Raw genomic sequence first — 12,615 nt, 5'->3', positions numbered from 1 at the left:
ACGAGTTGAGGACCGGGGTTGAGCAAGCTCTCCAAGGCGTCTAAGGCGCCCAAGGATCCTGAGGGGCGGATGGCCCTCGCCGACCACCTGCGGGAACTGCGGAACCGCGTGGTCAAGTCGGTCCTGGCGATCGTGCTGATCACGATCGTCGCGGCGATCTACCACAAGCAGATCGAGACCTTCCTGCTGAAGCCACTGCCGCAGTGCACGCCGGAGACGGCCTTCAAGTACGACGGCAAGTGCGCCCAGGTCTCCAACATCGGTCTCACCGCCGGCTTCACCTGGATGCTCAAGGTGTCGCTGACGACGGGCGTGGTCGCCACCGTGCCGATCTGGCTGTACCAGGTCTGGGCCTTCGTGGCGCCCGGTCTGCACCGGCACGAGCGCAAGTACACCGTCATCTTCATGGCCTGCGGCGCGCCGCTGTTCCTGGCCGGTGTGGGCTGCGCGTTCCTGCTGCTCCCGACCACGGTCGAGGTGCTGATCTCGTTCACCCCGAACGGCACCACCCCGATCCTGCCGCCCGAGGACTACTTCGACATCGCCACCAGGATGGTGCTGGTCTTCGGCCTGGCCTTCGAGTTCCCACTGCTGCTCGTGATGCTCAACATGGTCGGCATGGTCACCGGCAAGCGCCTGCTGGGCTGGTGGCGCGGCATGATCATGGGCATCACGGTGTTCGCCGCCTTCGCCACGCCGAGCGCCGACCCGTTGAGCATGCTGGCGCTGGCCGCGCCGATCTGGGGGCTGTACTTCGTCGCCGTGGCCATCGCGATGATCAACGACCGGCGGAAGGCGCGTCGCAACCCCGACTTCGGGCTGAGCGACGAGGAGGCCTCGGAGCTGGACCTCTCGGTGCAGCCGGTGGCCGGGGCGGAGGCCGTGGAGGCGTCCGTCACGCCGGTCGCCGGGGCTCCGGTACCGGCCGCCCGGCACGAGCAGATGGACGACATCACCTGAGGCCCTGACGCGCCCTGAGCCCCGGTCCGCCGTCTTCCGGCGGGCCGGGGCTCTTGCGTCGGCCGGGGGGTTCGCGCAGGCCGGGGCTCTGCTGCGGGGTCGGCCGGGTTGCTCGTGGCCGGACGGCGGGGGCTCTTGGCAGGTTCGATGGCATGTGACATATTACTGCCGTGTCCAAGTCCCAGAGACCTCCCCTGGATGTCCTCGTGGTCGGTGCCGGTGTGGTCGGCGCCGCCTGCGCGTACTACGCCGCCCGCGCCGGACTCGCCGTCGCCGTCGTCGACCGCGGGCCGGTCGCCGGTGGCACCACCGGTGCCGGTGAGGGCAACCTGCTGGTCTCCGACAAGGAGCCCGGCCCCGAGCTCGACCTCGCGCTGTTCAGCGCCGGGCTCTGGCAGGAGCTGGTGCCCGTCCTCGGCCCCGCCGTCGAGTACGAGCCCAAGGGCGGCCTGGTGGTCGCCGCCACCCCGGCCCGGCAGGACGCCCTGCGGGCCTTCGCCCAGAAGCAGGCGACGGCCGGCGTCACCGCCGAGGAGATCCCCGGCGAGCGGCTGCGCGAACTCGAACCCCACCTCGCCCCCGGGCTGGCCGGCGGCTTCCTCTACCCGCAGGACGCCCAGGTCCAGCCCGCGCTGGCCGCCGCCCACCTGCTGCGCGTCGCCCGGCGGGACGGTGCCCTGCTCTACACCGGCGAGACCGTCCGGGCGGTGCGGACCGGAACGGACGGGGCCGTGCTCGGCGTCGAGACCGACCGGCGGCGGCTGGACGCGCCCGCCGTGGTCAACGCCGCCGGCACCTGGGGCGGCGAACTGGCCGCGCTCGCCGGTGTGCACCTGCCGGTGCTGCCCCGGCGCGGCTTCGTCCTGGTGACCGAACCGCTGCCGAGGATCGTCCGGCGCAAGGTCTACGCGGCCGACTACGTCGCGGACGTGGCCAGCGGCTCGGCCGCGCTGCAGATCTCCGCCGTGGTCGAGGGCACCCCCGGCGGGCCGGTGCTGATCGGCGCCAGCCGGGAGCGGGTCGGCTTCGACCGGACCCTCTCGGTGGAGGTGCTGCACCGGCTCGCCGCGCAGGCGGCCGCGCTGTTCCCCGTCCTGGCGGACGTCAGCGTGCTGCGCGCCTACCGGGGCTTCCGCCCGTACCTGCCGGACCATCTGCCCGCGATCGGCGCCGACCCGCGGGTGCCCGGGCTGTACCACGCCTGCGGCCACGAGGGCGCGGGCATCGGGCTGGCTCCGGCGACCGGGCTGCTGATCAGCCGGCAGCTCACCGGCGAACGGCCCGGGCTGGACCTCGAACCGTTCCGGGCCGACCGGTTCCCGGCCGGCTCGTGAACCGTGCGACGGACCGGAACCACCTCGCACCGTGCCCGAACCGCCGCGAACCCGCCGAACAGCCGAACAGCCGAGCCGCTGAGCCGCTGAGCCGCTGAGCCGAGACCGAGAACCTGGAACGGAGAACCCGCTGATGCGCCGTACCCCCGCCGCCCTGGTCGGGGCGGAACCCGGCCCCGCCCACACCATCGAGTTCGACGGCCGGCCCGTCCCCGCACTGCCGGGACAGTCGATCGCCGCCGCGCTCTGGGCCGACGGCGTGCTCGCCTGGCGCACCACCCGGGTGGCCGGCCGGCCGCGCGGGGCGTTCTGCGGGATCGGCGCCTGCTTCGACTGTCTGGCCACCGTGGACGGCCGCCCCAACCAGCGCACCTGCCTGCTCCCCGCCGAGCCCGGCACCACCGTCACCACCCAGGAGGGCAACGGCCGTGCCGACCTCGCCGTCTGACCGCCAGGAGCGGTCCTACGACCTCGCCGTGATCGGGGCCGGCCCGGCCGGGCTCGCCGCCGCCGTGACCGCCGCCGACCTCGGTCTGCGCTGCGCCCTGCTGGACGCGGGCCCGCGCACCGGCGGCCAGTACTACCGCCACCCCGCGCCCGGCCTCGGCGCCGCCCGGCCCGACCGGCTGCACCACGGCTGGTCGGTCTACACCGGCCTGGCGGACCGGCTCGCCGCCCACGAGACCGCCGGCCGGGTCGACTTCCTCGGCGGCCACCAGGTGTGGGCGGCCGAGCGGGCCGGCGACACGGGGTGGGTGCTGCACGCCACCCTCGGGCCCGGGGCCGGCGACCGGGCGACCGTCCGCGCCGCCGCCCTGCTGCTCGCCACCGGCGCGTACGAGCGACAGCTGCCGTTCCCCGGCTGGACACTGCCCGGGGTGGTCACCGCGGGCGGGGCGCAGGCCATGCTCAAGGCCGGCCTGGTCCTGCCCGGCCGGCGGATCGTGGTGGCCGGCAGTGGACCGTTGCTGCTCGCGGCCGCCTCCTCGCTGGTCACCGCAGGGGCCGAGGTGCCCGCGGTGGTCGAGGCCACCGACTACCTCGGCTACGCCCGGCGCCCCGGCGTGCTGGCCGCCGTCCCGGCCAAGCTCGTCGAGGGGGCCGGCCACGGCGCCGCGCTGCTGCGCCACGGCGTCCGGCTGCGCCGGCGCAGCGCCGTGGTCGAGGCGCACGGGACCGACCGGGTCACCGCCGTCACGGTAGCCCGGCTGGACGCCGACTGGCGGCCGGTGCCCGGCACCGAACGGCGGATCGCCTGCGACGCCCTCGCCGTCGGCCACGGCCTGCTGCCGCAGATCGAACTGGCCACCGAGCTGGGCGCCGAGACCAGGACCACCCCGGACGGTACGGCCGCGCTCAAGGTCGACGCCCGGCTGCGCACCACCGTCCCCGGTCTCTGGGCGGCTGGCGAGACCTGCGGCGTCGGCGGCGCCGACCTGGCGATCGCCGAGGGCGAGCTGGCCGCGCACGCGGTGGCCGACCGCCCGGTGCGCGCCGCGCTGCTGCGCCGCCGCGCCCGGCTGCGGGCCTTCGCCGGGCTGATGGCCGCCGCGCACCGCCCCGGCCCGGGCTGGACGGAGTGGCTGCGCCCGGACACCGACGTCTGCCGCTGCGAGGAGGTCCCCGTCGCCGCGATCCGCGAGGCGGTGGACGAGCTGGGCGCGGGGGACGCGCGGACCGTCAAGCTGCTCACCCGGGCCGGGATGGGCTGGTGCCAGGGCCGGATGTGCGGTCCGGCGGTGGCCTGCCTGGCCGGTGGCGGTCCGGACGGCGGTTCGGACGGCGGTTCGGGCGGCGGCGAGGTGCCGGCCGACCGGCGACCGCTGGCCTGCCCGGTGCCGCTCTCGCAGCTCGCCGCCGGGCCGGGGCCCGAAGACGGCTGAGCGCCGGCGGACCGACGAACTCGCCGCCGGGGGCTCTTGCCTCCGGCGTCGCCCTCTAATAAAATGTCACACCTCACCAAGGAGTCATCTGTGTCCAACACCGCGTACGACGCCACCCGTCCCTGGCGCGGCGTCATGGTCGCCACCACGATCCCGCTGCGCCCGGACCTCTCCGTCGACTACGACGCCTACGCCGACCACGTCCGCTGGCTGATCGAGTCCGGCTGCGACGGCGTCGTCCCCAACGGATCTCTGGGCGAGTACCAGACCCTCACCGACGAGGAGCGCGTCCGGATCGTCGAGGTCGCGGTCGAGGCCGCCGGCGACGGCGCCCGCGTGATGCCGGGTGTGGCCGCGTACGGCAGCGCCGAGTCCCGCCGCTGGGCCGAGCAGGCCGCCGAGGCCGGCGCCGGCTCCGTCCTGCTGCTGCCGCCGAACGCCTACCGCGCGGACCACACCGCCGTCCGCGGGCACTACGCCGAGGTGGCCAGGGCGGGCATCCCGATCGTCGCGTACAACAACCCCATCGACACCAAGGTCGACCTGGTGCCCGCGCTGCTGGCGCAGCTGCACGCCGAGGGCTCGATCGTGGCGGTCAAGGAGTTCAGCGGCGACGTCCGGCGGGCGTACGAGATCGCCGAGCTGGCCCCCGGCCTGGACCTGCTGATCGGCGCCGACGACGTGCTGCTGGAGCTGGCCCTGGCCGGCGCCGTCGGCTGGATCGCCGGCTACCCGAACGCCCTGCCGGAGGCCAGTGTGGCGCTCTACCGGGCCGCCGTCGAGCACGACCTGGACACCGCGCTGCCGCTCTACAAGGCGCTGCACTCGCTGCTGCGCTGGGACTCCAAGACCGAGTTCGTCCAGGCGATCAAGCTCTCGATGGACATCGCCGGGCGGCCCGGCGGCCCGACCCGCGCGCCGCGCCTGCCGCTCACCCCGGAGATCGAGGCGGCCGTCCGCGCGGCCACCGAGAAGGCGCTGGCCGAGGGCCTCGCGTAGCACGAACACCCCAAGGACCGGCCGGCTGCGGGGGCAGCCGGCCCCCGGCCCACCCACCCCACCCCGACGGGAGTCGCCACCCATGCGCAGCCGCCACGTGTTCCACGCCGTCGACTCGCACACCGAGGGCATGCCGACCCGGGTCATCACCGGCGGCTTCGGCATCATCCCCGGCGCCACCATGGCCGAGCGGCGTGTGCACTTCCAGCAGCACCTGGACCACTTCCGCACCCTGCTGATGTACGAGCCGCGCGGCCACGCCGCGATGAGCGGCGCCATCCTGCAGCCGCCGACCCGCCCGGACGCCGACTACGGCGTGCTCTACATCGAGGTCTCCGGCCTGCTGCCGATGTGCGGCCACGGGACCATCGGCGTCGCCACGGTGCTGGTCGAGACCGGCATGGTGCCGGTGGTGGAGCCGGTCACCACCGTCCGGCTGGACACGCCCGCCGGGCTGGTGATCGCCGAGGTGCTGGTCGAGGACGGCGCCGCCAAGGCGGTGACCATCCGCAACGTGCCCTCCTACTCCGTCGCCCTGGACCGCAAGATCGAGGTGCCCGGCTACGGCACGGTCGGCTACGACCTCGCCTACGGCGGCAACTTCTACGCGATCCTGCCGCTCGCCGAGTTCGGGCTGCCGTTCGAGCGCGAGCGCAAGCAGGAGATCCTGGACGCCGGCCTGGCCCTGATGGACGCCGTCAACGCCGGTCCCGACCGGCCGGTGCACCCGGAGAACCCGTCCATCCACAGCTGCCACCACGTCCAGTTGCTCGCCCCCGGCTCCACCGCCGGGCACTCCCGGCACGCGATGGCCATCCACCCCGGCTGGTTCGACCGCTCGCCCTGCGGCACCGGCACCTCCGCCCGGATGGCGCAGCTGCACGCGCGCGGCGAGCTGCCGCTCGGCCAGGACTTCCGCAACGACTCCTTCATCGGGACGACCTTCACCGGCCGCCTGGTCGAGGAGACCGAGGTGGCCGGGCGGCCCGCCGTGGTGCCCACCGTCACCGGGCGGGCCTGGATCACCGGCACCGCCCAGTACTTCCTCGACCCGAGCGACCCGTTCCCGGCCGGGTTCCTGCTCTGAACCACCGAAGGGTTCCCGCTGTGACCATCACTTCCCTCAACCCCGCCGACCCCGCGGACCTCGTCCTCGCGGTCGAGGCGCCCGGCGCGCAGGCCGTCCGGGCCGCCGTCGGACGGGCCAGGACCGCGCAGGCCGGCTGGCACGCGGCCGGCGCCGCGGCCCGCTCGGCCGCGCTCACCCGGATCGCCGAGGCCGTCGAGGCGCACGCCGACGAGCTGACCGCGCTGATCGTCCGCGAGGTCGGCAAGCCGCTCGCCGAGGCGCGCGGCGAGGTCGCCAGGACCGCCGCGATCTGGCGCTACTACGCGCAGGCGCCCTTCGAGCCGTCCGGCGCCGTCCACGAGCCCGCCGCCGGACCGGGCCTGCTGCTCACCCGGCGCCGCCCGTACGGTGTCGCCGGGCTGATCACGCCGTGGAACTTCCCGCTGGCGATCCCGACCTGGAAGGCCGCGCCGGCGCTGGCCGTCGGCAACACCGCCGTGCTCAAGCCGGCGCCGGAGGCGACCGCGTGCGCGCTGCGGCTGGCCGAGCTGGCCGCGGCGGCGGGCCTGCCCGAGGGCGTGCTGACGGTGCTGCCGGGCGGCGCGGAGGAGGGCGAGGCGCTGGTCGACGCGGCGGACGTGGTGTCGTTCACCGGTTCGACCGGGGTCGGCCGGGCCGTCGTCCACGCCGCCACCGGGCGCGGGGTGCCGGTCCAGGCCGAACTGGGCGGCCTGAACGCCGCGCTGGTCCTGCCGGACGCCGACATCGAGCAGGCCGCGGCCCATCTGGCGGCCGCCATCGCCGGGTACGCCGGGCAGAAGTGCACCGCCACCAGCCGGGTGATCGCCGTCGGCGAGGCGTACGAGCCGCTGCGCGCCGCGCTGGTGAAGGCGCTCGGCCTGGTCGACGACACGGCCTGCGGGCCCGTCATCTCCGCCGCCGCCCGCGACCGGCTCACCGGAGCCGTCGCCTCGGCGCGCGCCGAGGGGGCCACCGTGCTCACCGGCGGGGCGGTGCCCGAGCGGGCCGGCTGGTACGTCGAGCCGACCCTGCTCGCCGACGTGCCCGCCGAACACCCGCTGCGGCGCGAGGAGTTCTTCGGCCCGATCGCCGTCCTGCTGCCCGCCGCGGACCTGGACGAGGCGATCGCGCTGGCCAACGACACCCCGCACAGCCTGGCCACCTCGGTGCACAGCCGCAGCCTGGACACCGCGCTCGCCGCCGCCGACCGGCTGGACGCGGGCATGATCCGGGTCAACGCGCCGTCCAGCGGCGTCGACTTCCACCTGCCGTTCGGCGGCGCCAAGGGCGCGAGCCACGGCGACCGCGAACAGGGCCGGGCCGCGCTGGACTTCTACACCGCGAGCCGGACCGTCACCCTGCTCCCGGCCGGGGGTGCGTGATGACCGGCGTGGTGGAGGGCGTGGTGGAGACGGTCGACTACCACACGGCCGGTGAGCCGTTCCGGATCGTGGTGGGCGGGGCGCCGGTGATCCCCGGCGACGGCGTCGCCGAGCGGCGGGCCGTCGCGATCGGCGCGGGCGGTACGGCGACCGCGCCCCGGCCGAGCGCGCTCGACCAGGTGCGGCAACTGCTCACCCGCGAGCCGCGCGGGCACGCGGGCATGTACGGCGGGTTCCTGGTGCCGCCGGACGACGACGAGGCGCACCTCGGGGTGCTGTTCTGGCACAAGGACGGCTACTCCACGGCCTGCGGGCACGGCACCATCGCGCTCGGCGCCTTCGCGGTGGACTCCGGGCTCGTCGCGGCGCCCGAGGACGGCGTGGCGCGGGTGCGGATCGACGTCCCGTCCGGGCGGGTCACCGCCCTGGTGCACCGTGCGGGCGGCCGGACCACCGGTGTGACCTTCCGCAACGTGCCGACCCGGGTGAGCGCGCTGAAGCTGCCGGTGGAGACCTCGCGCGGCACCGTGGAGGTGGCGGTCGCGCATGCCGGGGCCTGCTACGCCTCGGTGCCGGCGGCGGCGTTCGGCCTGTCGGTCGAGCCCGGGCTGCTGCCCGAACTCACCGCCGTGGGGCGGGAGATCAGGGCCGCGCTGGCCGGCTCGGAGGCCGTCGCCCACCCCGAGGACCCACGGCTGTCCGGCGTCTACGGGGTCATCCTGTACGACGAACTGCCGGACGTCGGCAAGCGGTTGAGCCAGCGCAACGTCACGGTCTTCGCCGACGGCCAGATCGACCGCTCACCGTGCGGCTCCGGCACCTCGGCGCGGCTCGCCGTGCTCGCCGCCGAGGGGCGGCTCGCGCCCGGCGAGGAGCTGTGGCACGAGTCGGTCATCGGCACCGTCTTCACCGGCCGGGTCCTGCCCGGCGGCGACCCGCGGGCCGGGGGCGTCGTCACCGAGGTCACCGGCACCGCCCACCGCACCGGCGAGCACCGCTTCCTGCTCGACGGGGACGACACGCTGGGAACGGGGTTCCTGCTGTGACCGCCGACCGCCGCGAGGCCCCCACCCTGTCCGGCGCGGCGGCTGAGCCGCTCCAGTACGCCGCGCCGGGCGCCGCCGGGCTGACGCCCACCCAGGCCGCCGACGCGATCGAGCGGGTGCTGCTCGACGGGCTGGACCCGGAGACCGCGCCCGCCCGGTCGGCGGTGCCGGTGCCCGCCGGGGAACTGCTGCTGATGCCGGCGGCCTCGGCGGAGTACGCCGGGGTGAAGATCGCCGGGGTCGCGCCCGCCAACCCCGGCATCGGGCTGCCCCGGATCACCGGCAGCTACCTGCTGCTGGACGGGCCGACCCTCCAGCCCGTCGCCCTGCTGGACGGCGCCGCCCTGACCGCCCTGCGCACGCCCGCCGTCACCGCCGTCGCGCTGCGCCGGCTGGCCGCGCCGGACGCCGCGCACCTGGTGCTGTTCGGCGCCGGACCGCAGGCGTACGGGCATCTGGACGCGCTGCTCGGCATCCGGTCGCTGACCAGGCTCACCGTGGTCGCCCGCAGTGCGGCGCCCGCCGAGGCACTGGCCCGGTACGCCCGGGCGCGCGGGCTGGACGCCGCGGTGGGGACGCCCGAGGCGGTGGCCCAGGCCGACCTGGTGGTCTGCTGCACCACCGCCCGTACCCCGCTGTTCGACGGGGCGCTGGTGCCCGACCACGCCGCCGTGGCGGCGGTCGGCTCGCACGAGCCGCAGGCGCGGGAGGTGGACGGCGTGCTGGTCCGCCGCGCCGAGCTGTACGTGGAGGCGCGGGCCGCCGCGCTGCGGGAGGCCGGCGACCTGCTGATGGCGGGTGTCACGGGCGACGAACCGCTCTGGAACCTGGCCGAGCTGGTGCGCGGCGAGGTGCCGGTGCCGTCGGACCGGCCGCGCTTCTTCAAGAGCGTCGGCATGGCCTGGCAGGACCTCGCCGTCGCGGCGGCGGTCCACCGGATCGGGCTGTGATGAACGCGTGAGGCGCGGCCCCGCCACCGGCTGACGCCCGGGCCCGTTACCCCGGGTGGTGGTTCGGTGTTGTACGGGACGGCCGGAGGCCGCGGCCGGTGTGGTGGGGAGGGATCCCCCGCCGTGCCGGCCGCTTCCGCGTTCCACCGGCCCGGCGGCGGATGCCGGGCAGCGGGTCGGGCTGTTCGGGGAGGGGTGGGGCAGGGAGTGCGGTATCGCCCGTTGCCACGCGCGGCGGCCGCTGCCACCATGGCGTCGGTGACCGGTGTGCCGGGCCGTCCGGTGGGCCGCCCGAATCGCGGACTGTTGCACACTCAACGTAACGTGACATTGTACACTGGTGTTCTGCAACCTCCGGAGGAACACCATGGCCGACCTCAAACCCCGCACTCTGATCTCCGTCCAGGAGCGGCTGCGCGATCAGGTCGCCCACGCCCTCCGGGCCGCCTTGATCTCCGGTGAACTCCGCCCCGGCGTGGTCTACTCCGCGCCCGCCCTCGCCGCCGACTTCGGCGTCTCCGCCACCCCCGTCCGCGAGGCGATGCTCGACCTCGCCCGCGAGGGCCTGGTCGAGGCCGTCCGCAACAAGGGCTTCCGGGTCACCGAACTCACCGAGCGCGACCTCGACGACTTCACCGAGATCCGCGCCCTGATCGAGGTCCCCACCGTCGGCCGGGTCACCCGCACCGCCACCCCCGAGCAGCTGGAGCGGCTCCGCCCGCAGGCCGAGGCGATCGTCGCCGCCGCCCGCAAGCACGACCTGATCGGCTACCTGGAGGCCGACCGCCAGTTCCACCTCGACCTGCTCGGTCTGGTCGGCAACGCCCGCCTGGTCGAGGTCGTCGGCGACCTGCGCAAGCGTTCCCGCCTCTACGGCCTCAACCGCCTCGACCAGCGCGGCGAGCTGGTCTCCTCCGCCGAGGAGCACCTGGAGCTCCTCGACCTCATGATCTCCGCCGACGCCGACGCCGCCGAGGCCTGCATGGCCCGCCACCTCGGCCACGTCCGCTCCCTCTGGGCCGCAGGCCAGGAGGAGACCGAGGCGGACCGTCCGGCGCTGCGCCTGCGGGCGCGGTAGGGGGCGGCAGTCGTTCACGCTGCCGGAGTCGATCGGGGCGTCGGTGACGCTGTCGGTGGACGACGTCCTCGCCGTGAAGAAGTAGTCACGCCACCGCCGGAGTCGTGAGGCGGCCGTCGTGGACCTCGGCGATCCGGTCGACGGCGGTCAGGTGGGTGCGGTCGTGGGTGACCAGGACGGTGGCGGTGGCCCGGCGGTGGGTGAGCTCGGTGACCAGGTCGATGACGGCGGCGCCGCGCTCGTGGTCCAGGGCGCTGGTGGGCTCGTCGATCAGCAGCACGGTGGGGTCGTTCATCAGGGCGCGGGCGATGTTGACGCGCTGGCGCTGACCGCCGGAGAGCTGGTTCGGGCGGCGGGCGGCCTGGGCGCGCAGGCCGACGGCGTCGAGGAGTTCGAGGGCCCGGGGGAGAGCGGCGCGCGGGGAGCGGCCGTCCAGGTGGGCCATCACCTGGAGCTGTTCGGCGGCGGTCAGTGAGGGCAGCAGGTTCGCCTGCTGGAAGACGATGCCGATCCGGTGCCGCCGCAGCGCGGTGAGTTCGGCCCGCCCCAGGCCGGTGGTCTCCACGCCGTCCACCACCACCCGGCCGGAGTCCGGGGTGATCAGCGTCGCGGCGACGGCCAGCAGACTGGACTTGCCGGAGCCGGACGGGCCGACCACCGCGGTGATCGAGCCCTTCGGGACGGTGAGCGAGACCTCGTCCAGGGCGGTGAGCCGGCCGTCGCCGTCCGGGTAGGTGAGGGTGATGTGGTCGAGGTGCAGGCTCATCGGGCGCTCCCCAGGGCGGTCAGCGGGTCGACGGAGGTGATCCGGCGGATGGACAGGGCCGCGCCGACCGCGCCGAGCGCGATCATCACGGCGGCCGGGAACAGGACGGTCGGCGCGTCCAGGACGAACGGGACGGTCGAGCCGATCAGCGCGCCGACGGCCGCCGCCAGCGCCGTGCCGACGGCCGTGCCGAGCACCAGCAGCAGGACGGCCTGGCCGAGCGCGTCCTTCAGCAGATAGCGGGTGGAGGCGCCGAGCGCCTTCAGCACCGCGATGTCGCCGCTGCGCTGGATCGTCCAGACGGTGAAGAACGCGCCGATGACCAGGGCCGAGATGGCGAACAGGAAGCCGCGCATCAGTTGCAGCGAGCCGTTCTCCGAGGTGTAGGAGCCGATCGCGGCGAGCGCGTCGTCCCGGCCACGGGTCTCGGTGCCGTACTGGCCGTCGGCGGTCGCGAGGTCCGCACCGGTGGCGGTGGTCAGGGCGATCACGGTGGCGTGCCCGGCGCCGCCCGGGGCGAACGCCTGCCAGTCGGTGAGGCTGGTCCAGACGACGGGGGTGTGGCTGTACGAGGCCTCGCCGGTCACCGCCGCGACCTGGAGCGGGTGGCCGGCCAGGCTGAAGTTCGCGCCGGGCCGCAGGCCGCCCAGGTCCTCGGCGGCGGCCTCGGACAGGACGGCGCGACCGGGTGCGATCAGCGCGCCCTGCGGGGCCAGCCCGGAGCCGTCCGGGACGCCGAAGGCGGAGAGCGCGGCGGTGCGCCGGTCGGCGGCCGCCTTGGTGGTGGTGATGCCGAGCGGCTCCGCGGCGGTGACACCGGGCGTCCGGGCCCAGCCCTGCCACTGTTCGGGCGTGACCTGGGAGTCGGTGAAGGAGAGCTTCTGACCGTCGGCCGGCTTCGAGAAGACCAGCTGGTCGGCGGGCAGGCCGGTGATCGCGGAGATGTTCTGCCGCCCCAGCCCGGCCGTCAGACCGGACAACAGGCCGACCAGTACGGTGATCAGCACGATGACGGTCCCCATCAGGGCGAACCGCCCCTTGGCGAACCCCAGATCCCTCCAGGCGACGAACACGAATGGCCCTTTCTTCCGTGAGGCTCTTCCCCGACGCTCACCACAGTGGCGGAG

Annotated in this window: 12 protein-coding genes; 10 read left to right on the top strand and 2 right to left on the bottom strand. The window is 75.1% G+C overall.

The annotated features are described in order from the left end of the window. Nucleotides 1–69 precede the first annotated feature (69 nt). The 10 genes from tatC (at nucleotide 70) to AB0P06_RS19105 (ending at nucleotide 10,722) form a co-directional block, all read left to right on the top strand. Nucleotides 70–960 carry a twin-arginine translocase subunit TatC gene (gene tatC / locus AB0P06_RS19150; protein ID WP_363608750.1) on the top strand — a complete coding sequence of 297 codons (891 nt, stop codon included), beginning with the start codon at nucleotides 70–72 and terminating at the stop codon, nucleotides 958–960. A gap of 170 nt (nucleotides 961–1,130) precedes the next feature. Continuing rightward, entirely contained in the window at nucleotides 1,131–2,294 is a 1,164-nt protein-coding gene (locus tag AB0P06_RS19145) for an FAD-dependent oxidoreductase (RefSeq protein WP_363608748.1), read from the top strand. A 133-nt stretch (nucleotides 2,295–2,427) separates the two neighbouring features. After that, a complete protein-coding gene (locus AB0P06_RS19140) occupies nucleotides 2,428–2,742 on the top strand; it encodes a (2Fe-2S)-binding protein (protein ID WP_363608746.1) in 315 nt (104 codons plus the stop codon). Then, nucleotides 2,723–4,177, top strand: coding sequence for an NAD(P)/FAD-dependent oxidoreductase (locus tag AB0P06_RS19135; protein WP_363608744.1), 1,455 nt, complete (start codon nucleotides 2,723–2,725; stop codon nucleotides 4,175–4,177). Before AB0P06_RS19140 ends, AB0P06_RS19135 begins: the two co-directional genes overlap by 20 nt. A 90-nt stretch (nucleotides 4,178–4,267) precedes the next feature. Continuing rightward, entirely contained in the window at nucleotides 4,268–5,176 is a 909-nt protein-coding gene (locus AB0P06_RS19130) for a dihydrodipicolinate synthase family protein (RefSeq protein ID WP_363608742.1), read from the top strand. A gap of 82 nt (nucleotides 5,177–5,258) precedes the next feature. Beyond that, nucleotides 5,259–6,263 carry a proline racemase family protein gene (locus AB0P06_RS19125; protein WP_363608740.1) on the top strand — a complete coding sequence of 335 codons (1,005 nt, stop codon included), beginning with the start codon at nucleotides 5,259–5,261 and terminating at the stop codon, nucleotides 6,261–6,263. A 20-nt stretch (nucleotides 6,264–6,283) separates the two neighbouring features. Next, a complete protein-coding gene (locus AB0P06_RS19120) occupies nucleotides 6,284–7,648 on the top strand; it encodes an aldehyde dehydrogenase family protein (protein ID WP_363608738.1) in 1,365 nt (454 codons plus the stop codon). Then, nucleotides 7,648–8,694, top strand: a complete 1,047-nt coding sequence (locus tag AB0P06_RS19115; RefSeq protein ID WP_363608737.1) for a proline racemase family protein — start codon at nucleotides 7,648–7,650, stop codon at nucleotides 8,692–8,694. Before AB0P06_RS19120 ends, AB0P06_RS19115 begins: the two co-directional genes overlap by 1 nt. Then, on the top strand, nucleotides 8,691–9,644 hold the full coding sequence (locus AB0P06_RS19110; protein ID WP_363608735.1) for an ornithine cyclodeaminase family protein: 954 nt from the start codon (nucleotides 8,691–8,693) through the stop codon (nucleotides 9,642–9,644). The genes AB0P06_RS19115 and AB0P06_RS19110 overlap by 4 nt, the downstream gene beginning before the upstream one ends. Before the next feature lie 367 nt (nucleotides 9,645–10,011). Then, on the top strand, nucleotides 10,012–10,722 hold the full coding sequence (locus AB0P06_RS19105) for a GntR family transcriptional regulator (RefSeq protein WP_363608733.1): 711 nt from the start codon (nucleotides 10,012–10,014) through the stop codon (nucleotides 10,720–10,722). 85 nt (nucleotides 10,723–10,807) lie between these two features. Here the strand turns inward: AB0P06_RS19105 and AB0P06_RS19100 are convergent, their stop codons facing one another. Further along, the gene (locus AB0P06_RS19100; RefSeq protein WP_363608731.1) at nucleotides 10,808–11,488 is read right to left on the bottom strand and encodes an ABC transporter ATP-binding protein; all 681 of its coding nucleotides are present in this window, start codon (nucleotides 11,486–11,488) and stop codon (nucleotides 10,808–10,810) included. After that, nucleotides 11,485–12,561 (bottom strand): ABC transporter permease, encoded by a 1,077-nt coding sequence (locus AB0P06_RS19095; protein WP_363608729.1) that lies wholly within the window; start codon nucleotides 12,559–12,561, stop codon nucleotides 11,485–11,487. Before AB0P06_RS19095 ends, AB0P06_RS19100 begins: the two co-directional genes overlap by 4 nt. Between the last annotated feature and the right edge of the window lie 54 nt (nucleotides 12,562–12,615).

Origin of the sequence: Kitasatospora sp. NPDC088351 (genome assembly GCF_040685575.1) — a bacterium.
In the GTDB taxonomy this organism is placed as follows: Bacteria; Actinomycetota; Actinomycetes; order Streptomycetales; family Streptomycetaceae; genus Kitasatospora.
The sequence above is the reverse complement of the archived record's forward strand: the minus strand, read 5'-3'. Positions and strand labels throughout refer to the sequence as shown.

Coding starts and splice junctions, on each gene's coding strand:
- AB0P06_RS19115 (WP_363608737.1), top strand. CDS start 7,648: ATGACCGGCGTGGTGGAGGGCGTGGTGGAGACGGTCGACTACCACACG.
- tatC (WP_363608750.1), top strand. CDS start 70: ATGGCCCTCGCCGACCACCTGCGGGAACTGCGGAACCGCGTGGTCAAG.
- AB0P06_RS19140 (WP_363608746.1), top strand. CDS start 2,428: ATGCGCCGTACCCCCGCCGCCCTGGTCGGGGCGGAACCCGGCCCCGCC.
- AB0P06_RS19125 (WP_363608740.1), top strand. CDS start 5,259: ATGCGCAGCCGCCACGTGTTCCACGCCGTCGACTCGCACACCGAGGGC.
- AB0P06_RS19105 (WP_363608733.1), top strand. CDS start 10,012: ATGGCCGACCTCAAACCCCGCACTCTGATCTCCGTCCAGGAGCGGCTG.
- AB0P06_RS19100 (WP_363608731.1), bottom strand. CDS start 11,488: ATGAGCCTGCACCTCGACCACATCACCCTCACCTACCCGGACGGCGAC.